At 70.9% G+C, this 21,841-nt stretch carries 16 protein-coding genes, 1 other RNA gene and 1 pseudogene; all 18 read right to left on the bottom strand.

Going from position 1 to position 21,841, the window contains the following annotated elements; all coding sequences use genetic code 11:
• Positions 1-36 precede the first annotated feature (36 nt).
• The 18 genes and pseudogenes from FYW99_RS11830 to FYW99_RS11745 all read right to left on the bottom strand — a co-directional run bounded on the left by FYW99_RS11830 (position 37) and on the right by FYW99_RS11745 (position 21,636).
• Positions 37-822 carry a class I SAM-dependent methyltransferase gene (locus FYW99_RS11830; protein ID WP_150252045.1) on the bottom strand — a complete coding sequence of 262 codons (786 nt, stop codon included), beginning with the start codon at positions 820-822 and terminating at the stop codon, positions 37-39.
• Positions 823-990: 168 nt separating this feature from the next.
• The gene (locus FYW99_RS11825) at positions 991-1,743 is read right to left on the bottom strand and encodes a DUF2812 domain-containing protein (protein WP_150252044.1); all 753 of its coding nucleotides are present in this window, start codon (positions 1,741-1,743) and stop codon (positions 991-993) included.
• A complete protein-coding gene (locus tag FYW99_RS11820) occupies positions 1,740-2,072 on the bottom strand; it encodes a PadR family transcriptional regulator (protein ID WP_150252043.1) in 333 nt (110 codons plus the stop codon). The genes FYW99_RS11825 and FYW99_RS11820 overlap by 4 nt, the downstream gene beginning before the upstream one ends.
• A 14-nt stretch (positions 2,073-2,086) precedes the next feature.
• Positions 2,087-2,836, bottom strand: a complete 750-nt coding sequence (locus tag FYW99_RS11815; RefSeq protein ID WP_150252042.1) for a CPBP family intramembrane glutamic endopeptidase — start codon at positions 2,834-2,836, stop codon at positions 2,087-2,089.
• 697 nt (positions 2,837-3,533) lie between these two features.
• Positions 3,534-3,905: a transfer-messenger RNA gene (gene ssrA / locus FYW99_RS11810) on the bottom strand.
• 418 nt (positions 3,906-4,323) lie between these two features.
• The gene (locus tag FYW99_RS11805) at positions 4,324-6,357 is read right to left on the bottom strand and encodes a penicillin-binding transpeptidase domain-containing protein (RefSeq protein ID WP_150252041.1); all 2,034 of its coding nucleotides are present in this window, start codon (positions 6,355-6,357) and stop codon (positions 4,324-4,326) included.
• Positions 6,358-6,380: 23 nt separating this feature from the next.
• Positions 6,381-6,845 carry an SsrA-binding protein SmpB gene (gene smpB, locus FYW99_RS11800; RefSeq protein WP_017567748.1) on the bottom strand — a complete coding sequence of 155 codons (465 nt, stop codon included), beginning with the start codon at positions 6,843-6,845 and terminating at the stop codon, positions 6,381-6,383.
• Positions 6,846-6,919: 74 nt separating this feature from the next.
• Positions 6,920-7,831 carry a permease-like cell division protein FtsX gene (gene ftsX / locus FYW99_RS11795; protein ID WP_223838934.1) on the bottom strand — a complete coding sequence of 304 codons (912 nt, stop codon included), beginning with the start codon at positions 7,829-7,831 and terminating at the stop codon, positions 6,920-6,922.
• A 57-nt stretch (positions 7,832-7,888) separates the two neighbouring features.
• Positions 7,889-8,578 carry a cell division ATP-binding protein FtsE gene (gene ftsE / locus FYW99_RS11790; RefSeq protein WP_013154728.1) on the bottom strand — a complete coding sequence of 230 codons (690 nt, stop codon included), beginning with the start codon at positions 8,576-8,578 and terminating at the stop codon, positions 7,889-7,891.
• Positions 8,579-9,069: 491 nt separating this feature from the next.
• On the bottom strand, positions 9,070-10,188 hold the full coding sequence (gene prfB / locus FYW99_RS11785; protein ID WP_017567750.1) for a peptide chain release factor 2: 1,119 nt from the start codon (positions 10,186-10,188) through the stop codon (positions 9,070-9,072).
• A gap of 322 nt (positions 10,189-10,510) precedes the next feature.
• Positions 10,511-15,379 (bottom strand): NAD-glutamate dehydrogenase, encoded by a 4,869-nt coding sequence (locus FYW99_RS11780; protein ID WP_150252040.1) that lies wholly within the window; start codon positions 15,377-15,379, stop codon positions 10,511-10,513.
• 329 nt (positions 15,380-15,708) lie between these two features.
• A complete protein-coding gene (locus tag FYW99_RS11775; RefSeq protein ID WP_190394629.1) occupies positions 15,709-16,458 on the bottom strand; it encodes an HAD family hydrolase in 750 nt (249 codons plus the stop codon).
• 105 nt (positions 16,459-16,563) lie between these two features.
• The gene (locus FYW99_RS11770; RefSeq protein WP_150252039.1) at positions 16,564-17,031 is read right to left on the bottom strand and encodes a DUF6912 family protein; all 468 of its coding nucleotides are present in this window, start codon (positions 17,029-17,031) and stop codon (positions 16,564-16,566) included.
• 55 nt (positions 17,032-17,086) lie between these two features.
• Positions 17,087-17,761: an HAD family hydrolase gene (locus tag FYW99_RS11765; protein ID WP_150252262.1), complete on the bottom strand. Its 675-nt coding sequence runs from the start codon at positions 17,759-17,761 to the stop codon at positions 17,087-17,089.
• A gap of 117 nt (positions 17,762-17,878) precedes the next feature.
• Entirely contained in the window at positions 17,879-19,555 is a 1,677-nt protein-coding gene (locus FYW99_RS11760; RefSeq protein ID WP_150252038.1) for a glycoside hydrolase family 3 protein, read from the bottom strand.
• Positions 19,556-19,706: 151 nt separating this feature from the next.
• Positions 19,707-20,195, bottom strand: a complete 489-nt coding sequence (locus FYW99_RS11755) for a PTS sugar transporter subunit IIA (protein ID WP_150252037.1) — start codon at positions 20,193-20,195, stop codon at positions 19,707-19,709.
• A gap of 47 nt (positions 20,196-20,242) precedes the next feature.
• A pseudogene (locus tag FYW99_RS11750) lies at positions 20,243-20,491 on the bottom strand (glucose PTS transporter subunit EIIB); the annotation flags it as partial.
• Positions 20,492-20,592: 101 nt separating this feature from the next.
• On the bottom strand, positions 20,593-21,636 hold the full coding sequence (locus tag FYW99_RS11745) for an SIS domain-containing protein (RefSeq protein ID WP_150252036.1): 1,044 nt from the start codon (positions 21,634-21,636) through the stop codon (positions 20,593-20,595).
• Between the last annotated feature and the right edge of the window lie 205 nt (positions 21,637-21,841).

Genomic DNA, 21,841 nt, shown 5'->3' with positions numbered 1-21,841 from the left:
GGGACACCCGGGGGCGGACGGGAGGGAGCGACGGGGTCAGCCGCGCGCGGTGACACGGATCTTGGACTGGCCGTGCGGCCGCTCCTCCCAGTCCTCCATGAACCGGGCCGACAGCCCGTGCTTCTCCGCGAGGGTGACGAGCGTTGCGGTCCGGTAGTAGAAGTCCTCCCGCAGGACCTGGTGCTCGGCTCCCTCGGTCCGGTCGTAGGTGAAGTCGAAGAACCCGCCCGGCGCCAGGACCCGCTCGACGTTGGCCAGGCACTCGTCGATCACCTCGATGGGCGAGTGCGAGAACACGCTGTGCGCGTGGACGACGTCGAAGTACCCCTCCGGAAGGAAGGAGAAGGTCAGGTCCCGCGTGATGGTCAGGTGCGGCAGCTTCTCCTGCAACCCGCGTTCGGCCAGCACGCCCTTCGCGGCGATGAGGATGTCCGGGGAGATGTCGATCCCGTAGTAGCCGCCCGGGTCGAGGTAGTCGATCAGCCGCCACCCGGCGCGCAGGTTCCCGCAGCCGATGTCGAGCATCCGGTGCTCCGGTCTGAGGCCGTGTTCGACCAGGTAGTCGAACTGCATCTGCCCCAGCGCCAGCCAGCGCTCCTGGCTCTGGCTGCCCACAGCCGACCTGGGGTCGCGTGCGGCGTCGGAGGCCATCACCGCCCGGTAGTAGTCCACGTGGGCGCGGTGGGCCAGGCGCAGCTTCAGGTCACGGGCGGAGCGGCGCACGTACGGCACCACCTTGCCCGGGTTGCGCAGTGCGTAGCGCACCTTGTGGGCCAGGGAGGAGCGATCGGCGTTGAGGGAGGCGGCTGTCTTCTTCGGCATCGGAAGGCTTTCGGTCGAAGGCTCTCGCTCACCCGCGGATACGGGGTCGGGGGGCAAAGAGGATAACGCTTTCGTCGCGGCACCGGTTCACCGCCTCGGATCCGACCGTACCCGGAAAGTCACCGGGAGTGCGGTACCCCACCCTCCGAGGGTGTCCCCCGCCGAGGGTCAGCCGCGGCCGCGCCGGACCGCCACCAGCCGCGCGGCGCCCCGGAGGAGCCCGACGGCCAGGAGCGCGCCGAGGACCGCGCCGACCGCGAACCCGGCCCAGTCGGCGGTGCCCTCCGCCCCGGAGGAGCCCTCCGTCAGCCGCAGGATCGACCAGGTCCCCGCGACCACCGCGACCAGCAGGCAGGCGCCGATGGCCAGCGCGCCCCTCCAGCCCAGGAAGTAGCGGCGGCGGCCGGGCGCGGGCGGGGCGGACAGTTCGGCCGCGGGCCCGGCGGTGGCCGACCCCGGGCGCTTGAAGTAGGCCAGGACCGACCAGTGACCGCACGGCTCCCACCCCTCGGGCGCCAGACGCTCCGCGAGGCGCTCGCGGTCGCCCGGACCGGGGCTGAGTTCCTGGCGGTACTCCCACGTCTGCGGCCGCTCGGGGGCGCGGCGGCTGACGAAGCGGCCGAGCCGGTCCACCCGCTCCACCTCCCAGCCCTGGGCGCCCATCGCGGCGAGGCGGGCGGGACCCTCGAAGGCGTCGGCGGACCAGACCAGCACGTCCGGCTGCGCGGCGGCCTCGTCCCGCGCGTCGGGCGGGGGCGCCAGGGCGTCGGCGAACTCCTCGACCGGGCCGAACTCCTCCTCCGGGTCGACCCCGCTCTCGGCCGTGTGCGCGGCCAGGTCCTCCAGCAGGACGCGGGACCTGTCCGCGTCCACACCGCGTTCGCCCAGCCGGTCTCCGAGCCGGGTGAGGTAGTCGCTCATCGGATTCCTCCCTCCGCGAGTACCGAGCGCACCGAGGCGTCGAACTCCATCCAGGCCGCACCCTGTTCGCCCAGGACGGCGCGGCCCTCGTCGGTCAGTACGTAGTAGCGGCGGCCCGGGCCCTTCTCGGCCGCCCGGTACTCGGCGGCCACCAGCCCGGCCTCCTCCAGCCGGTTGAGCACGGGGTAGAGCGTCCCGCCCCGGATCTTGCCGAACCCGGACTCGTCCAGCCGTCTGGCGATCGCGTAACCGTAGCTCTCGCCCCCGGTCAGGCTGGCCAGGACCAGGAGGTCGAGCACCCCCTTGAGCCAGCTCGCGCGGCGGTCCATGCGTGTCTCCCCCTTCATCGGGCACTGCCGACACTGATTGTCCCGGCTTCGCGGTGCCCCGGGGCCACCAGGAGGGAGCGCAGGTCCATCAGGACGTGCAGGAACACCGGCAGCAGCAGACTGCCCGTGCTCAGGTACAGGTGGGTGAAGCCGAAACCGACCAGGGTGACGAGGACGACGCCGGTGCGGCCCTGGTAGACGTGGGCGACGGCGAAGACGGCCAGACTGAGCCCGGCGGCGACGACCACGTCCAGCCCCAGGGAGACGCCGAGGGCGATGAGCAGACCACGGAAGACGACCTCCTCGCACACGCCCGCGGTGACCGAGGCCCCGGCCGCGGCCCAGCGCTCGCGCCGGTCGCGCGGCAGCATCGCGGAGACCGCCCGCTGTCCGGCGAGGAGGCGGCGGTCCAGTCCGCTCACCCGCATCAGCACGAGGCCCGCCACGACCGCGACGAGCACGCCGGCCATCGTTCCGAGGGTGTCGGCCATGCCCTCCTCGGGGACCGCGAACCCCACGTCCGCGAAGCGCAGTCCGGGCGAGAGGGCCACGATCAGCAGGACGACCGCGGTGAGCCCCCACCAGACGAAGGCGCTGGTGCCGAACAGCCGCAGCAGCGCTCCGGAGTCGGTGTCGCGCACGCGCTCCAGCCGGGCGTAGGCGCTCCTGCCCCACCAGGGTTCGACGGCCAGCAGGTAGAGCACGACCAGCGCGGCCAGTCCCAGTCCGAGGGACGAGAACTCCAGGGTCGGGGGGAACGTCATCTCCACACCTCCGTGTTCGTGTTCGCTACCTAGACCATAGAGCTACCTAGTTAGGAATACAACCTAGGTAGCGTCACCTCCCCGTTCGCTGACACGCAAAACGCCCCTGAACCACCACGAACAGGCAGGTCAGGGGCGCAGGCGGACACAGAAAAGCGGGCTGCCACAAGGAGGCGACAAGCCTCCGAGCGACAGCCCGCGTCACGGTGTGCCCCCAGAAAACACAAGGAGACGGCCCCGACCACAGGTCGAGCCGCCCACCGGGGGTCTCCCCCCGGAAAGCATCGCGGGCTGCGGCGAGCCGATCGAAGACCGACAAGCAACAGCCCACGCCGTGGCCTGACCACGACCCGCGAGGCGAAGCCTCACGTCGCAAGAAAGCGACCCACCCACCCCACCGACCAGCACGGCCTCAACCACAGGGGGGCACCTCGGGGGGTTCGGGGGGTCTCCCCCCGGAAAGCATCGCGGGCTGCGGCGAGCCGGTCGAAGACCGACAAGCAACAGCCCACGCCGTGGCCTGACCACGACCCGCGAGGCGAAGCCTCACGTCGCAAGAAAGCGACCCACCCACCCCACCGACCAGCACGGCCTCAACCACAGGGGGGCACCTCGGGGGGTTCGGGGGGTCTCCCCCCGGAAAGCATCGCGGGCTGCGGCGAGCCGGTCGAAGACCGGCGAGCAGCAGCCCGCGCACACGTGGAGGTGGCGGGAATCGAACCCGCGTCCTTCAGCACCGAGCCAGGGCTTCTCCGGGTGCAGTCCGCGCTGTCGTTCTACTCGGCCCCAGCGCTTGCACGGACACATCGCTGACAGGCCCAGCCACGAAAATGTCCCGCTCAGGCCCCGTGGCCTGATCTGAGCGGTGAGTCATCTAGCTGATGCCGGGATCTGGGCCGATGACGAGCCCAGGCCGACAGAGACGCTATCGCTTAGGCAGCGAGAGCGAACTCAGTGCGCTTAGAATTGGCACTTGTGTTTACGCGAATGCAGGATTAACGAGGTCACAAACGCAACCCTCGACCCGCTTCCCCTGGAACGACTACCGAAGTCGAAACCGATCACCCCCTGTGCAATTTTCACGGCCTCCCCGCCAGGCGGGGCGACCGACAAGCGAGCGGCGAACGCTCGCGCGTCCGTCACTCTACCTGTTGAACAGCACGGGGGCCAAGCTGATTCCCGCTCGCGGTGGGGAATCCGCGACCGCCTCCGGACCGGACAGGGAGAAACCCCCGCGGGCGCGGACGCAAGAGGTGGTCGACGCGACCCGCGGGGGCGGTCGGCAGGGTCGGGCCGACCTTGGGAAACGACAGGATCTCCCCCGAGATGAGGTCCTGTCCCTCACTGGTCCGCTACCCCCTGTCGCGGCCCAGTCATAGGGGAAGACGCGAGCGGGCCCCCGGGGGGTTGCCCGAGTGCCCGCTCTTTGCCGGGTTCTGCCCTGTCCGGAGGCAGCGGTGACCGGAGCCGCCGTCGACCGGACGGCCCTACCAGCCGGTCTCCTCCGTGCCCGTCAGGTCGGCCTGGTTGGTCGGCCCCGTCTGCGTCGGCCCCGTCTGCTCCGAGGGGAGGCCCACACCCTCGCCGGTCGTGGTCCCGTCGAGCACCTGCTCACCGGCCGCTGGTCCGACGGGCGCCTCCTCGGGCACCCCGTTGGCCATCCCGCTGAGGAAGGAGCCCGCGGCGTTCACCGCGTGCTGCGACACCAGCGTCGTCGCCGGGTCCGCCTCGGCCAGGACGGCGAAGGCCACGTCGTCCTTGTAGCCGACGAACCAGTGCAGCGAGGTGTCGTCCTGTTCCACGCGGGCCGCCTGCCCGTGGACCTCTCCCCCGGTGGCGAGCAGCTCGGGCATGCGGTTGACCACCGCGTCGCGCAGCCCGGTGCGGACCACCTCCAGATGGGCGCTGTCCAGGGAGGTGGCCCCGACCGGATCCGGCCCCTCCTCGGGCACCAGGGTCGGCGCGTTCCACGTACCGTCCGCGACCGCGGCCGCGACCAGGGCCATGGACAGCGGGCTGACCCGCACCCCGTGTTCGCCGATCATGGCCGCGGCCACGTTCTCCTCGCCGTCCTCCACCTCCACCGAGCCTGAGGAGGCCGGGACGGGCAGCTGCCACTCGGCGCCGATGCCCATCCGCCCGGCGGTCTCGGCGATCGCCTCCGCCCCCACCTCGGTGCCCAGGCCCGCGAACCCGACGTTGCAGCTGAAGGTGATGTTGCGGGCCAGGGTGGGCTGGTCGAGCAGGGCCCCGCCGCCCGGGTTGACGAAGGTGCGCCCGCCGATCTCCGCGGAGTAGCCGCAGGGCACCTCGCTCTCGGGGGTGGCCGCGCCCGACTCCAGGGCGGCCAGGGCGGTGACCATGCCGAAGGTGCTGCCCGGCAGGTAGGAACCGGTGAAGGCGTTGTCGTCCGCGGTGCTGCCCGAGGCGCTGGCCGCGGCCAGGACCTCGCCGCTGCCGGTGTCGACCGCCACCAGGTAGCCGTTGCCCGGCACCACGTCCAGCGCGTACTCGGCGGCCCGCTGCACGTCCAGGTCCAGGGTCGTGTCGATGGCCCCGCTGAGCGAGCCCTCCCACGCCTCCAGGACGTCGGTGACCTGACCGTCCTGGTCCAGGGAGACCACCTGGGTGGTGCCCGAACCGGCCAGCTCGTGCTGGAAGATGTTCTGGAGCCCGTTCAGGCCGACGGTGTCGCCCGCCTGGTAGGAGCCGGGCACCCGGGAGGAGACCCGGTGCTCGGCGGTGCCGGCGACCTCGCCCAGCAGGAAGGGCGACACCGAGGGGGTCAGGTTGACCTGGACCTCCTGGGTGTCCACCCCGGAGATCCGCGAGGCCTCGCTCAGCAGCGTCTCGTCCACGCTGGAGCCGCGCATGAGCACCAGCGGCTGGAACTGCTCGGGCGGCGCGGAGCGCACCCGGTTCAGGAGCGGGTCGGGGTCCTCGTCGAGGAGTTCGGCGAGCTGGGTGACCCCGGCCTCCTTGTCCTCCATGTCCGCGGGGTAGACGCCGAAGGCCGTCACGCTGTCCGCGGTGACCAGCGGCTCGCCCTCGCGGTCGAGGATCTGGCCGCGCTCCTGGCTCTCGTAGCTGACCGCGAGGCGCTCCTCCTCGCTCAGGTCGGGGTGCAGCACGCTCGTGGACCAGGAGATGCGCCAGCCGTCGGGGCCCCACTCCAGGGGCATGCGCCCGGTGTAGCTCCAGGTCGGGTCGCCGATGCCGAGGTCGGCGTTGACGCCGAACTCGGCCTGGGCCGACTCGCCCTCGCGGGAGATGGGTCCGAGCTGGAAGCGCAGGGAGGCCAGGTCGAGCTGCTCGCGCATGTCCGTGAGGGCCGCGGACACCTGTGCGGGGTCGCCGTCGGTGTAGGCGGCGGCGGTCTCGTGGTCACCGTCCTGCCAGGCGAGCAGGAAGGACCTGACCGCCACCTCGGGACTGGGATGCGGTGTGCACGCGACCAGGGCGGCGGCGAGGAGCAGGCCGCTGCCGGCGGCCGTGATCCGGCCGAGGGGACGGGGGGACACCGTGTGTGTTCCTTTCGGGTGCCTCATCGACGGCGGCGGATCGCGCGTTCCATGTCGCGTTTCGCCTCGCGCTCGGCGATGTCGTGGCGCTTGTCGTACTCACGCTTACCGCGGGCCAGAGCGATCTCCACCTTGGCGCGCCCGTCACTGAAGTACAGGGACAGCGGGACGAGCGTGCGGCCGGGTTCCCGGGTCTTGCCGATCAGCCGGGAGATCTGCTCGCGGTGCAGGAGTAGCTTACGCGATCGTCGGGCGGCGTGGTTGGTCCACGTCCCCTGGGAGTACTCGGGGATGTGGACGTTCTCCAGCCACACCTCGCCGTCGTTGATGTGCGCGAAGCCGTCCACGAGGGAGGCGCGGCCCTGCCGCAGCGACTTGACCTCGGTACCCGTGAGGACGAGGCCCGCCTCGTAGGTCTCGTCGATGTGGTAGTCGTGCCGGGCCCGGCGGTTCTGCGCGATGAGCTTGCGCCCGGTCTCCCGTGCCACAGATGTGTCCCTTCATACGTCCGGGGGGCACGTGGCCCCCCGGTGTCGAATCCTCCCCGCCCCAGGCGGCCGCGTCAGATCTTGAGGTAGCGGCGCAGGGTGAGGAACGAGGTGATGGTGCACAGCAGGATGCCGAGGATCATCGAGACGCCGATGACGTACAACAGCGAACCCGCGCCCAGGGCCATGTCGAACTGGAACCAGTCCTCGATCTGCGTGAGCAGGGTGTAGCGGGTGGCCACGATGAAGCCGGAGGCGATCAGACCGCCGATGAGGCCGGCGACCGCGCCCTCCAGCAGGAACGGCAGCTGGATGTAGAAGTTCGACGCGCCGACCAGCCGCATGATGCCGGTCTCCCGGCGGCGGCTGTAGGCCGACAGCCGGATGGTGTTGCCGATCAGCAGCGCGGCGGCGGCCAGCTGGACCCCCGCGAGCACCAGGGCGGCCGCGCGCAGGCCGTCCAGCAGTCCGAAGAACTGCTCCAGCACGAGCTCGTCGTCGGAGACGCTGTCGACGCCCGGGGCGCCCTCCACCGCGGAGCGCACGGTCTGGTACTGGGAGGGGTCGGTGAGCTGCACCCGGTAGTTGTCCGGGATGTCGCCCTCCTGCGTGGCGTTGGCCAGCGCCTCGTTGGAGGAGCCGAACCGGTCCTGGAAGTCCTGCCAGGCCTCGGCCGTGGTGAGGTAGGTGTACTCCTGCACCTGCTCCAGGCCGTCGAGGGTCTGCTCCAGGGCCTGGCGGTCCTCGTCGGTGGCCGGACCGTTCTCCTGGCAGGCCGTGGTGGGCGAGATCTCGGTGCACATGTAGACGGTGAGCGTGATCCGCTCGTCCCAGTAGGTGCGCATCTCGGAGACCTGCTGGTTGACCAGTAGACCGGCGCCGAAAAGAGTCAGTGAGATGGCCACCGTCGTGATGACCGCGATGGTCATCGTCAGGTTTCGGCGAAGGCCGATCCACGTCTCGGAGAGAACGAATTGTGCTCGCATGATCTGTTAAAGGTCCATCCTTCGGGGCTTCGCCGCGCCGGTCCTCGCAGCGGGAGGTCAGTACGCCTGGCCGTAGACGCCGCGCGTCTGGTCGCGCACTACCAAGCCCTCTTCAAGCTCGATCACGCGCTTGCGCATCGAGTCGACGATGGCGGCGTCGTGGGTCGCCATGACGACGGTGGTGCCCGTGCGGTTGATTCGGTCCAGCACCTTCATGATGCCGATGGAGGTCGCGGGGTCGATGTTGCCCGTGGGCTCGTCGGCCAGCAGGATCTGGGGGCGGTTGACGAACGCGCGGGCGATGGCCACGCGCTGCTGCTCACCGCCGGAGAGTTCGTTGGGCATCCGCCCGGCCTTGCCCTCCAGGCCGACCAGTTCGACGACCTCGGGGACGACCTTGCGGATGAAGCGGCGGGGCTTGCCGATGACCTCCAGCGCGAAGGCGACGTTCTCGAAGACGTTCTTGTTCGGCAGCAGGCGGAAGTCCTGGAAGACGCAGCCGATACGGCGACGCAGGTGCGGGACCTTCCAGTTGGACAGGCGCGCCAGGTCCTTGCCGGCGACGTGCACACGCCCCTTGTCGGGCTTCTCCTCCTTGAGGACCAAGCGGAGGAAGGTCGACTTGCCGGAGCCGGACGGGCCGACCAGGAAGACGAACTCGCCCTTGTCTACGTCAATGGAAACGCCGTCGAGCGCGGGGCGCTTCTGGGTCGGGTAGACCTTGGTGACGTTATCGAAGTGGATCACAGGCGCATCACAAGGTTCTCGAAGGTATGGGCACCCGCAGTGGAGGGCACTCCGCGCGGGATCGTACCGGCCACATGGCCAACCGACAGTGTAGAGGGGGGAGCGGCCCGGATTGTCCCGGTCGCCTCACACCCGAAGATCAGTGCACCATCGGACAACAGCCTCGAGCATATCGGAGGCGTCAACCGATGATAACGTTCACATATAGCAGTTTCGGTAAAACTGCGGAGACGTGATCATCACCATTGGGACACAACATCCACATCTGTCCCACCTGCTCACACGGGGTTCCGCCGCTGCGACCGGGCGTGTCCGCGGCCTCCGCCGGAACCGTCCCGGCCGCCGGGGACTCCGGCCGTGCGGACCGCGGACCCCGGGTTCCGTCCCGCTCGCCGCCGTCCCCCGGAGGGCGCCCCGGCTCGGTGACCGTCCCGGCACACCTGGCCCGCCGGGGCCCTCCCCCGCGGCGGGGCCGCCGGGGGAAGGCTCCCCTAGGCGTCCTCGGAGCGCTCGCGGCTGCGCATCCAGCGGATCTCGGCGTCGATGAACTCGTCGATGTCCCCGTCCAGCACACCCGAGGTGTTGCCGGTCTCGGCACCGGTGCGCACGTCCTTGACGCTCTGGTACGGGTGCAGGACGTAGTTGCGCATCTGGGTGCCCCAGCTGCTCACCGAGTCGCCGCGGATCTCGTCCAGCGCCGCCTGCTCCTCCTCGCGCTTGCGCACCAGCAGCTTGGCCTGGAGCATCGACATGGCCGTGGCCTTGTTCTGCAGCTGCGACCGCTCGTTCTGGCAGGACACCACGATGCCGGTCGGCAGGTGGGTGATGCGCACCGCCGAGTCGGTGGTGTTGACGCCCTGGCCGCCGGGGCCGCTGGAGCGGTACACGTCCACCCGCAGGTCGCCGTCGTCGATCTCGATGTGGTCGCTCTGCTCCACCACCGGGACGACGTCCACTCCCGCGAACGAGGTCTGGCGCCGGTTCTGGTTGTCGAAGGGCGAGATGCGCACCAGGCGGTGCGTACCGTGCTCGCCGCGCAGGGTGCCGTAGGCGAACGGGGTCTTGACCGCGAAGGAGGTGGACTTGATGCCCGCCTCCTCGGCGTAGGAGGTCTCGTAGATGTCGGTGGGGTAGCCGTGCCGCTCGGCCCAGCGCAGGTACATGCGCTGGAGCATCTGCGCCCAGTCCGCGGCGTCCACGCCGCCCGCCTGGGAGTTGATCGTGACGATGGCCTCGCGCTCGTCGTGCGGCCCGTTGAGGAGGGTGCGCACCTCCAGCTCGCCGATCTCCTTGCGCAGCTGGTCGAGCTCGCGGTCGGCCTCGGCCTTGGTGTCGGCGTCGTCCTCTCCCTCGGCCAGCTCGTAGAGCACGCCGAGGTCGTCGAGCCGCTGGCTGATGCCGTTGACCTTGTTGACCATGGACTCCAGGCTGGAGAGCTGGCGCGTCACCTTCTGCGCGTTGTCCTGGTCGGCCCACAGTTCGGGGTCCGCGGACTGTTCGCGCAACTCGGCGATCTGCGTGTGCATGGCCTCCAGGTCCAACACGGCGCTGACGCTCGCCAGGGTCGCCGCGAGGTCCTTGATCTTCTCTGCTGGGTCCAGTTCTGCCACGGACCCCAGTGTAGGCCCCAAACAGGTGCGGGCTCCCCGCGCGCACCGGCGCGGGGAGCCCGTCGGGGGCGGACGGGGGCCAGGTCCTGTTTTCTGGAGGGACCTCAGCTTGCGGGGGTTCGGTTCGGACGCCCGCGGGGTTCTGGAGGAGCCGGAGGCGGGTTCGCTCGTTCCTCGCGGACCCGCCTCCGGCGCCCCTGTGCCTGCTTCAACCCGCTTCCCGTGCTCCGGGCGCCCGAACGACCGCGCCGCAGGCGTCCGTTGAGGACGGTGGCGGGCGACGGACGGGACGAAGCGGAGCGGAGGCCCAGAACAACACTGGCTAGCCCACCAGGCCGCGGAAGGACCGCAGCGCCACGGACAGCGTGGCCAGGTCGAAGCGCTCGTTCTCCTGGATCTCCGACAGCGTGATCCCGGCGCGCTGCACCCGGTCGCGGTTCTGGTCGATCCACGCGGCGATCAGCTCGGAGGGCTCCTGCGCCGGGCCGCTCTCCAGCACCCGCGCGGTCAGGTCGGCGTGCGCCGCGTACAGGTCGTCGCGCAGCGAGGAGCGCGCCGTCGTCACCCACCGGTCGTCGCGCGGCAGGTCGATGATGCGCTCGCGCCACCAGCTGATGTTGAGCCGGTCGGCCAGCTCGAAGTAGAGCTCGGCGACCTTCTCCACCGGACGCCCGGTGCGCTGGGCGATCTCCACCAGGTCCAGCGTGGAGTAGGCGGGCACCATCACGGCCACCTGCTCGGCCAGCTCGGTCGGCACGCCCATCGACGTGTAGCGGTCGCGGCGCTCGACGAAGGCCTCGCGGTCTCGGCCCCGCAGCAGCTGGACCAGCTGCGGCAGCACCTCGCCCACGCCGTCGGCGAAGTAGCCGATCTCGCTGCTGATGTCGAAGGGGAAGGTGCGGTTGCGCAGCAGCCACCGGGCGGAGCGCTCGGCGAGCTTGCGCGCCTCCAGCAGCAGGACGAGCTGGCTGTCCATCGAGATCTCGTGGTCCAGCTCCTCCAGCCTGCTCCAGAACCGGCGCAGCCCCAGCACGTCCTGCACCACCAGGTAGGCGCGGGCGATGTCGGCGGAGCTGGACCCCAGCTCCTCGTTGAGCCGGAACGCGAAGGTCAGACCGGAGCGGTTGACCATCTGGTTGACGACCTGGTTGACGATGATCTCCCGGCGCAGCGGGTGGGAGTGCACACCCGCGGCGAAGCGCTCCGACCGCAGGGGCGTCGGGAAGTACGAGGTCAGGGCGTCGGTCAGGTACGGGTCCTCGGACAGGTCGGACAGGTCGAGCTGGTCCTTGAGGCTGATCTTGGTGTACGACAGCAGCGTGGCGAACTCCGGGCTGGTCAGGCCCCTGCCCGCCGCGCGCCGCTCCGCGATCGTCTTGTCGGAGGGCAGGTCCTCCTGCTTGCGCTTGAGCACCCTGGTGCGCTCCAGGTGGCGCATGTACCGGCCGTGGACGTGCAGCATCTGGCCGTCCTGCTTGCGCGCGGCGGCCAGCACGGTGTTCTGCGCGTCGTTGTTGTCCAGGACCAGCTCGGCGACCTCGTCGGTCATGTCGATGAACAGCTGGTCGCGGTCGGCCTTGTCCAGCTTGCCCGCCAACACCTCCCGGTCCAGCATGATCTTGATGTTGACCTCGTGGTCGGAGGTGTCCACACCGGCGGAGTTGTCGATGAAGTCGGTGTTGATCCGGCCGCCCGCGCGGGCGAACTCGATCCGCGCGTCCTGGGTCAGGCCCAGGTTGCCGCCCTCGCCGACCACCTTGACGCGCAGCTCGGCGGCGTCCACGCGCAGCTGGTCGTTGGCCTTGTCGCCCGCGTCGGCGTGCGTCTCGGTGCTCGCCTTGACGTAGGTTCCGATGCCGCCGTTCCACAACAGGTCGACGGGGGAGGTGAGCACGCACCGGATCAGCTCGTCCGGTGTGAGGCTCCGCACCCCCTCGTCGATGCCGAGCGCCTCGCGCACCTGCGGCGTGATCGGCACGGACTTGGCCGTGCGCGGGTGCACGCCGCCGCCCTCGGAGATGAGCTTGGGGTCGTAGTCCTCCCACGTGCTGCGGGGCAGGTCGAAGACGCGCTTGCGCTCCACCCAGGAGGTGTGCGGGTCGGGGTCGGGGTCGAGGAAGACGTGGCGGTGGTCGAAGGCCGCGATCAGCCGGATCTGCTGGGAGAGCAGCATGCCGTTGCCGAACACGTCGCCGGACATGTCGCCGATGCCGACGACGGTGAACGGCTCCTCCTGCACGTTCACCCCCATCTCGCGGAAGTGGAACCGGACCGACTCCCAGGCGCCGCGCGCGGTGATGCCCATGGCCTTGTGGTCGTAGCCGACCGAGCCGCCGGAGGCGAAGGCGTCGCCGAGCCAGAAGCCGCGCTCGGTGGAGATGGCGTTGGCGGTGTCGGAGAAGGTGGCGGTGCCCTTGTCGGCGGCGACCACGAGGTAGGAGTCGTCGCCGTCGTGCAGGACGGTGCGCTCGGGGTGCACGGTCTCGCCGTCCACGAGGTTGTCGGTGACGTCGAGCAGGCCGCTGATGAACTGCTTGTAGCAGGCCACGACCTCGGCCATCACCTCGTCGCGGGTGCCGTTCTGGGGCAGCCGCTTGCACACGAAGCCGCCCTTGGCGCCGCTGGGGACGATGACGGAGTTCTTGACCATCTGGGCCTTGACCAGGCCCAGGATCTCGGTGCGGAAGTCCTCGAAGCGGTCCGACCAGCGCAGTCCGCCGCGCGCGACCGCGCCGAAGCGCAGGTGCACGCCCTCCACGCGCGGGGAGTAGACGTACATCTCGAACCGGGGCCGCGGGTGGGGCAGGTCCGGGATCTCCTGCGGGTCGAGCTTGAGCACCAGGTAGGGGTGGCCCTGGTAGTGGTTGGTGCGCAGGGTGGCGCGGATGGCCGCCAGGAACGCGCGCAGGATGCGGTCGTGGTCCAGGCTGGCCACGGCCTCCAGCTCGCCCTCGACCTTGCGGACGAGGACGTCGGCGCGCTCGTCGCGGCCCTCGCCGGGCTGGTCGGGGTCGAAGCGGGTCTCGAACAGCTCGACCAGCAGGTTGGCGATCCCGACGTTGGCCACCAGCACGTCGGCCAGGTACTCGGGGGTGAACGTGGACCCGGTCTGGCGCAGGTACTTGGCGTAGGCGCGCAGCACGGTGAGCTGGCGCCAGTCGAGGCCCGCCCGCACCACCAGGGCGTTGAACCGGTCGCTCTCGCCCAGGTCGCGCCAGGAGGCGTCGAAGGCCTCCTCGAACAGGCACTTGAGGCGCTCGGGGGCCAGGTCGGACTCGGGGATCGGGCCGAGGCCGAAGTCGTAGATCCACACCCGGCCCACGTCCCGGACGGTGACGTCGTAGGGCCACTCGTCGACGACCTCCACACCCAGGTTCTCCAGGACGGGCAGGACGCGCGAGAGCGAGATGGGCTCGCCGATCCGGTAGAGGCGGAACCGCCAGCAGCCGGGGTCGGCGTCCTCGCGCTGGTACAGGACCGCGGAGAACTCGCCGTGGCGCCGCTCGGGGGCGGTGCGGGAGAGGAGCTTCTCCAGCTCGCGGATGTCGCCCGCCGCGGTGGCGGGGCTGTTGTCGACCTTGTAGGCCTCGGTGAGGCCGCCCGAGTAGCGCTCCTTGAACTCCGTGGCGCGCACGGGGCCGAAGGCCGCGGCGAGGGCGTCGTCGAGGTCCAGGTCCCAGGAGCGGGCCGCCTCGCGGACCTTCTCCTCCAGGGCGACCTGGTCGATGTCGGCGAGGGTGTGCCCGTGCTGGGCGCGGGCCACCAGGTACAGGCGGGCCAGCGGGGCGGAGCCGATGAGCACGTTGTGGTCCATCGTGGCGCCGTGGAAGGCCTCGGCGAGGACCTTCTGGATGTCCAGGCGCACCCGGGTGCTGTACTGGTCGCGCGGCATGTACACGAAGCAGGACATGTACCGGCCGCCGTAGGGGTCGCGGCGCATGAACAGCTTGGTGCCGCGCCGGTCGCGCAGGCGCAGGACCCCGCGGACGATGTTGTACAGCTCTCCCACGGGGATCTGGAGGAGCTCCTCCCGGGGGAAGGTCTCCAGCAGCTCGGTGAGGTCCTTGCCGTCGTAGCTGTCGGCCTCGAACCCGGCCAGGGCCAGCACCTCGGCCTGCTTGCGGCGCATGATGGGGATCTGGGCGATGCTGGTGGTGCTGGCCTGGGAGGTGAACAGGCCGAGGAACCGGCGCTCGCCGACGATGTTGCCCTGGGCGTCGAACTTCTTGACGCCGATGTAGTCCAGGTACTTGGGCCGGTGGACCGTGGCGCGCGAGTTGGCCTTGGTCAGGACCAGGACGTAGGGCTCGCGGGCCTTGCCGCGGATCTCGGGGGGCAGGGCGGCGAAGCTGGTGGAGGCGGGCGAGTCCATGCGCAGGATGCCCAGACCCGAGCCGGGCTCGGGGCGCAGGGAGTCGTCGCCGTTCTCGTCGGTGACCAGGGTGTACTCGCGGTAGCCCATGAAGGTGAAGTGGCGTCCCGCTGCCCAGCGCAGGAAGTCGACGCTCTCACCGATCTCCCGCGGGTCCACTCCCCCGGCCACGAGCCGGTCGGGGTAGGCCGCGAGCTCGTCGGCGATCCGGATGGCCCGGTCGCTCATCTTGCCGGCGTCCTCGTCCACGTAGCGCACGTCGGCCAGGACCGACTCGACGCGGGCGGTGATCTCCCGCAGGCGCCCGGGGTCGGGCTGCGGGTCGATCTCGATGTGCATCCAGGACTCGTCGATGGGCAGCAGGCCCTCGCCGCCGGTCTCCGGGTCCACCCGGACCAGACGGCCCTCCAGGTCGCGGCCGACGGTCATCTGGGGGTGGATGATCAGCCGGACCCCGGCACCGAGGTCGCTGAGGGCCATGGTGACGGAGGAGACGAGGAAGGGGGCGTTGTCGGTGACGATCTCCACGACGCCGGTCTGCTGGTCCCAGCCGTCGCGCGCGGCGTCGGGGGTGTAGACGCGGACCTTGGCCCGTCCGACGGCGCGCTGGGCGCCGAAGGAGCGGTGGGCCTCGGCCGCGCCGCAGATCTGCTCGGGGGAACGGCCGCTGATCTCCTCGGGATCCGTGTGCCGGTAGTACACGGGGAGGAAACGGCGGACGGCGTCGGCCTCCTCGGGGCTGATGCGCGCCCCGGGGGACCACTTGGCGGCCGCCTCACTGAGCAGCTTCTGGAGCTGGACGTCGGATTGCCCGGACATAGGGATCTCTCACTCCTTTGTGAGCAACGTCGCACGAGTGCTGGCAGAACAACCGGTCATATGACCTGTGAACTTCTGGGCCACTGCGTGATTCGGTGTGAACTCCCTGGGCCGCAAGGAGCCCACGGCCGTGGTGGTTCGGATTGGGGTCGCGGGGCGCCGGACCTCGTTGTCCCCGCCCCGCCCGGTGCCAAGGCTACTGGCTTTCGGGCCCGGGGGCAGGACCAACACCGTTACAGGGTGGTTGCGGAGTGTTAGAAACAGATTGCGGTGATCGGTTACTGCGTACACGGGCCACCACCTACCCCCCGAACAGGGGGGACATGTCGTTACCGAGCCGTTGCCTGGTGGACCGCGGTCATCACGGCCCGGGGGTCGGTCAGGTCGGGCAGGACGACGACCGCCCCGACCTCGCGCAGCTGGCTCTCCGTGGTCGAGCCGTTGAGCACCGCGACCGGGGTCGCGCCGCCGATCACGGCGGCGCGCACGTCCGGGGCGGAGTCGGTGATGAAGACCGTCTCCTCCTCGGGGTAGACCCGGCCGCCCTCACCCGCCGCGTGCAGGCGGATGGACTGGATGAGGCTGGACTTGGGGTAGTTGACCGACCCGTAGCCGCCGATGGCCAGGTTGAGGTAGGTGTCCAGGCCGAAGGCGACCAGCTTGGCCGTGGCGTTGGCGCGGGTGCTGCCGCTGACCACCGTCTGGACGGTGTCGGGCATCGAGGCCACCGCCGCCAGCGAGGCCGCGGCACCGGGCATGACGCGGCCCTTGGAGAGCAGCTCCTCGGAACGCCTGCCGAAGGACTCCTCCAGGGCGTCGAGGAACTCGCCCAGGGAGCTGGTGTCGGGTTCGACGTCGACGTAGTTGCGGGCGCAGAACTCGAAAAACATCTCCGAGTCGGTCCGGCCCGCCGACGAGGTCAGGTAGACGAGGGGCTCACCGGTGACCTTCTCGAAGGCCTCGGCGTAGGCCGCCCTCGTCACCCGTCCCACGTCGAGGAGGGTGAGGTCGATGTTCCATAGCACCAGGCGGCTGATGGCGAACTCCTCGGGACGCGACGGGGGTGGGGTCCCCTCCATCTTGCCGTATGGGCGCACAAGGGTGGAAACCTCCGTCCGGGTCCGGCCAGGAGGGTGTGTGGTCGCGAGCACGTCAGCCGGAGGTCGGGGGTGTGCGTTCGCGCTCTACGGGTGCTTGGTCGAGGCTTCCTCTACGAGGTAGCGCAACTCCTGGACGGCGAACCACATCAGTTCGTGGTCCTCGACCGCGTCGGAGGACGGGTCCTGGACGGCCGCCGTCACGTCCGCGACGGCGTCGGCGTCGTCCACGTGCGCCGACGCCAGCTTCTTGTACGGAACGGCTCCGGTGACCCTCACCCGGACCACTCCCCGCCCCGCGCGGCCCGCGCGCTCGACGACGTGGTCGGGCATGTTCGCGGCCAGCACCACCCGCCTCCGGGGGGCGTCGGGCTCGGCGGCCAGCAGCGCCAGCGACTCCCGCGCGGCGGCGTACATGGCCTCGTACTCCGTCTCCTCCACGTCCTCGTCCGGACCGGGGTCGGCCGCGAACGCGGTCAGCGGCACGCCCTCCAGCCGCCCCTCCTCCAGCAGGCGAGCCAGGGCGGGGATGGTGCTGGGCAGGAAGACGTACATGCGAGTGGCTCTCCAAAATGTGGGCTGAACACATCAAGTGTGCCAAACCCCGGGATCAGGCCGCCCGCTCCCCGGGCACCGGGGGCGCGCCGTCGCCGTCCGGCGCCAGGAAGCGCTCCAGCTCCAACCGCGTGGTGTCCACGTCGGTGTGCAGGATGCCGGTCATGCCGAGTTCCTCGGCCGTGCGGACGTTGTGTTCCAGGTCGTCGATGAACACGCACTCCTCGGGACGCAGGCCGAGCCGCTCACAGGTGTGCAGGTAGATGCGGTGCTCGGGCTTGCGCATTCCCACCTCGCCCGAGATCACCACCGCGTCGAAGGTGGTGTCGAAGTGCTCACGGGGGTAGCAGTTGCCCCAGGAGTTCGACAGCAGGGCGGTCGCGGCTCCTGCGGCCCTGGCCTCGCGCAGGGCCTCGTACATGTCGTGCACGGGGTCGAACTCGCAGAACATGCGGTCGATCAGCCCCTCGGCCACCACCGGGCCGCCGTGCGTGCAGCGCAGCAGGGCCGCCAGCTCGCGCTCGAACGCGCAGGTGTCGATCTCGCCCCGCTCCAGCGCGTGCACGAGGTTCTCCCCCTCGACGCTGCCGTCGAAGTAGGGGCGCATGACCTCGTGGTAGTGCTCGACGTCGATGCGGTCGGCGTGCAGCCAGGCCCGGATGCCCACGGGCAGCGGCGGTGTGAGGACACCGCCCCAGTCGCAGATAACCCCTCGCCGGGTTCCGTCCACACGTCCCGTGCCGTCCATCCGATCCCTCCTCCGGTCGTCGGTGGCCTCTCCCCAGGTGGGCGGGGAGGCGTTCTTCCCGTTCCCCGCCCGTTTCAACCCCCGGCGAGACCCGGCCGGTCAGGTGGTCAGCCCGGTCCCGATCTCCACGTCGGCCGCCGGGATGTCCACCGGCAGCTTCCCGGAGGGCTTCACCTGTCCGGCGACGACCCGCGCGGCGGCCGCCCGGGACACGTCCACGGACGAGTACACCGCCACGAACGCCTCCGCCTCCGGGAAGGCCGCCAGGTCGTAGGGCGTGCCCTGGGACACCACGACGACCGGCAGCCCCTCGGCACGTGCCGCCTGGACCAGACCGCTCTGCTCCGAGGCCCCGCTGCCGCCCCCGGTGCCCACGACCACGGCGTCGGCCCCGCTCTCCACCACGTCCATCCCGGCCTCGGTGAGCGCGGCGGCGATCTGCTCCGCGCCCACCCCCTGGACCCGGACGCCGCTGCCCTCGGCCAGCGGCAGCAGGTCGCCCTCGTTGCGCAGCAGGGTCGCGGAGGCGTCCGCCACGCGCTGGGCGGCCTCGGTGTGCTCGGGGTCCTCCAGGACGGCGGCGGCGCCCTGCACGTCCACCGGTCCGGCCTCCAGGATCCCGCGCTCCTCCTTGAGCGCCAGGACGCGCAGCACGGACTCGTCGATGCGCTCCTCGGTCAGGCGGCCCTGCTCGACCGCCTCGCGGATCGCGGACACCGCGGCGGCGGGGTCCGGCGGCATGAGCAGCTGGTCCACGCCCGCCTCCAGCACGCGCACGGCGATCTCGCCGTCGGAGTGGCGCTGGCGCACGCCCTCCATGTTGAGGGCGTCGGTGGTCACCACGCCGTCGTAGCCCAGCTCGTCGCGGAGGATGCCGTCGATCAGCTCCGGGGAGATGGTGGCGGGCTCGGGTTCCTCGCTCCCGTCCAGCTGCGGCATCAGCACGTGGGCGGTCATGATGGCGTCCACGCCCGCGTCGATGGCCGCCCGGAACGGCGGCAGGTGCTCGGCCTCCCACTCCTCGCGCGGCATGTCGATGACGGGCAGGCCGCTGTGGCTGTCCACGTCGGTGTCGCCGTGCCCGGGGAAGTGCTTGACCACCGACACCACGCCGGCTTCGGAGTAGGCGCCCGACTCGGCGACGGCCATCTGTGCGACCAGGTCGGGGTCGGAGCCGAAGGAGCGGATGCCGATGACCGGGTTGGCGGGGTCGGTGTTGACGTCGGCGTCGGGCGCGTAGTTGAGGTTGATGCCCAGGGCGGTGAGCTCCTCGGCGGTGGTGGAGGCGCGCAGCGCGGCCAGTCCGGTGTCGCGGGTGGCGCCGACGGCCATGGCGTCAGGGAAGCTGGTGCCCACGGGCAGCCGGGCCACCAGGCCCTGTTCCTGGTCGATCCCGACGAACAGCGGCACGCCCTGTCCCTGCTCGGCGGCGAGGTCCTGCACGCCCGCCGACATGGTGGCGATCTGCTCGGCGTCGGTGAGGTTGGCGTCGAAGTAGATGATGCCGCCGGGCCGGTGGGCCTCGATCTGGGCGGCGTTCTCGGCGGCCGAGGTGCCCTGGGCGGTCAGGACGAGAAGCTGGCCGATCTTGTCGTCCAGGTCCATCTCGGACAGCAGCCGGGGCGCGAGCACGGGCTCGAAGGGCTCGGCCTCGGCCGACGGCTGGGGTTCGCGGTCCTCCTGCGAGGAACCCACCTCCTCTGTGGTGCATGCGGTGGCGATCAGCGCGAGTCCCACGCAGGCCGGGGCCAGGGCGTACGGAACGGACAGTTTCATGGCGGGCTTCATCTCCGGCGAAATCGTGGGTTCGCCGCCGGAGAATACCCGTTGCGACAGGCCGAGACGCGGAACCGCCGCCACACGGGCGCGCGTGGCGGCGGTTCGGGCTCCGGTGAGCGGTGTGCGCGGGCGCGCGTCCGCGCACCTTTCAGGCCCAGGTGAAGAGGGCGTCCCCCCGGTCGACCGAGCCGCTGACCACATCGCCCAGCGCGTCGGGCGAGGCGTCCAGGGCGACCACCGGGACCACCGACGGCCTTCCCTGCGCTGCCACCGAACCCGGCGACCAGCGGACCACCGGGGTGCCCGGCTCGACCTCGTCGCCCTCGGCGGCCAGGAGGGTGAACCCCTCCCCCGCCATCTGGACGGTGTCGATGCCCAGGTGGACGAGCACGCCCCGGCGGTGGTCGGGCGCCATCACCACGAACGCGTGGGGGTGCAGCTTGACCAGGGTCCCCGCGATGGGGGACACGGCGTCCTGGACCCCCTCCTGCCCGCCCTCCTGACCGGGCTCGGGGTGGACGGCGACCCCGGGGCCGACCATCGACTGGGAGAAGACGGGGTCGGGCACGGTTTCGAGGGACAGCGCCGTTCCGGGCACGGGGGAGAGTACGCGCAGCGTACCGATCACGTCTGGCATGGGGGATGTCTTCCCTCCCTGGGGGGTTTGATCCTTCCTGGCGGGGCCTATTCGAGCAGGTCCCGAATGTCGTCGGTGAGGGCGTCGGCCTCGGGGCCGACCACCACCTGGACGACGTTGCCCGAGACCAGCACGCCGTGGGCTCCGGAGGCCTTGAGGGCCTTCTCGTCCACGAGACCGGGGTCGGCCACCTCGGTGCGCAGCCGGGTGATGCAGGCCTCGATGTCCTCGATGTTGTCCGCGCCGCCCAGACCGGCGACGATCGCCGCTGCCTTGTCCGCCATGTGTCCTCCGTGTTCTGCCGTGGAACGGGGTGTACCCGAAACCTGAGGGCGAGCTTAGGGGCGGCGCACCGCGCGCACCAGGGTGCGGGGCCGGACGGGGTGTTGTGCTCCGCTCAGGAGGTCTGCGTGACCTTGTTCAGGCCGCGCGGGACGTCCGGGTCGTAGCCCAGGCGGCGGGCCAGGCGCTCGGTGAGCAGCTGGGCGGGGACGATGAGGTTCATCGGGGACACCCACTCGGGCACGTCGGGGACCGGCACGGACACGTCGCTGGCGGCGGCCAGCGCGTCGCCGCCGCCGAAGCCGAAGACCGGCGCCCCGGCGGAGCGGACGCGTTCGGCGAGGGAGACCGTGCCCTGGAGGGTCGGGCCGGTGGGCGCGGCCACCAGCAGCGCGGGGGTGCGCGGGTCCACCACGGCGATGGGGCCGTGCAGCAGGTCGGCGTAGGACAGGCCCATGGCGTGGAGGTAGCAGGCCTCCTTGAGCTTGAGAGCGGCCTCCAGCGCGGTGGAGAAGGCCATGCCGCGGCCGGAGATGACCGCTCCCTGTACGGCGACCATGCGCTCGACGATCTCCTCCAGGGCGTCCGAGGGCGCCGCGAGGGTCTCCTCGATGCCGTCGGAGGCCCGGGTCAGGTCGCCGGGGTCCAGGTCGGCGCCCAGGCCCAGGGCCAGGACGGCGAGGGCGGCCAGCTGGGTGCTGTAGGTCTTGGTGGCGGGCACCGCGACCTCGTCCCCGGCCCGGGTGACCAGGGCGACGTCGGCCTCCTTGGCCAGTGGGGACTCCGCGCCGTTGGTGACGCCGACGGTGCGCGCGCCGCAGTCCGCGGCCCAGCGCATGGTCTCGACGATCTCCTCGGTCCTGCCGGACTGGGAGAGCGCGACGGCCAGGACGTCGGACAGGTCGATCCGGGCCCCGTAGGTGGTGGCGATGGACGGCGAGCCCAGGGTGGCCAGGCGGCCGGTGTGCGCCTGGAGGAGGTAGCTGCCGTAGACCGCCGCGTTGTCGGAGGAGCCGCGGGCGATGAACAGCACGTGCCTGGTGCGGCGGCCCAGGGCCTCGATCTCGGGGCGCAGCGGCAGGAGCTCGGCGAAGGTGCGGCGCAGCGCCTCCGGCTGCTCGGCGATCTCGGAGCGCATCGCGCTCGTCGTGGTGGTCATGGAGGGCCTTTCCTGTGGGTGGCGCGGGCGGTGGACGCTGCCGAACACGTGCCTCGGCTGACGGACCGCGGACAGGGGCGCCCGCACGGTCGGGCCGGACCCCCGGACGGATCCCGCGGTCTGCCCTGGTAACAGGTGCGAACCGCCTGCCTCTGGGTGGATTGACACGCGGTCGGAGCTGTGGTCTAGTCCGGACTATACCAGT

Origin of the sequence: Nocardiopsis deserti (assembly GCF_008638355.1) — a bacterium.
GTDB lineage: Bacteria > Actinomycetota > Actinomycetes > Streptosporangiales > Streptosporangiaceae > Nocardiopsis > Nocardiopsis alborubida.
This window is presented reverse-complemented; position numbering and strand designations above follow the sequence as displayed.

Bases quoted from the DNA above. Each gene is read 5' to 3' on its own strand.
- FYW99_RS11830 (WP_150252045.1), bottom strand. From the start codon at position 822: ATGCCGAAGAAGACAGCCGCCTCCCTCAACGCCGATCGCTCCTCCCTG.
- FYW99_RS11825 (WP_150252044.1), bottom strand. From the start codon at position 1,743: ATGAGCGACTACCTCACCCGGCTCGGAGACCGGCTGGGCGAACGCGGT.
- FYW99_RS11820 (WP_150252043.1), bottom strand. From the start codon at position 2,072: ATGGACCGCCGCGCGAGCTGGCTCAAGGGGGTGCTCGACCTCCTGGTC.
- FYW99_RS11815 (WP_150252042.1), bottom strand. From the start codon at position 2,836: ATGACGTTCCCCCCGACCCTGGAGTTCTCGTCCCTCGGACTGGGACTG.
- ftsX (WP_223838934.1), bottom strand. From the start codon at position 7,831: ATGCGAGCACAATTCGTTCTCTCCGAGACGTGGATCGGCCTTCGCCGA.
- FYW99_RS11780 (WP_150252040.1), bottom strand. From the start codon at position 15,379: ATGTCCGGGCAATCCGACGTCCAGCTCCAGAAGCTGCTCAGTGAGGCG.
- FYW99_RS11775 (WP_190394629.1), bottom strand. From the start codon at position 16,458: ATGGAGGGGACCCCACCCCCGTCGCGTCCCGAGGAGTTCGCCATCAGC.
- FYW99_RS11770 (WP_150252039.1), bottom strand. From the start codon at position 17,031: ATGTACGTCTTCCTGCCCAGCACCATCCCCGCCCTGGCTCGCCTGCTG.
- FYW99_RS11760 (WP_150252038.1), bottom strand. From the start codon at position 19,555: ATGAAACTGTCCGTTCCGTACGCCCTGGCCCCGGCCTGCGTGGGACTC.
- FYW99_RS11755 (WP_150252037.1), bottom strand. From the start codon at position 20,195: ATGCCAGACGTGATCGGTACGCTGCGCGTACTCTCCCCCGTGCCCGGA.
- FYW99_RS11745 (WP_150252036.1), bottom strand. From the start codon at position 21,636: ATGACCACCACGACGAGCGCGATGCGCTCCGAGATCGCCGAGCAGCCG.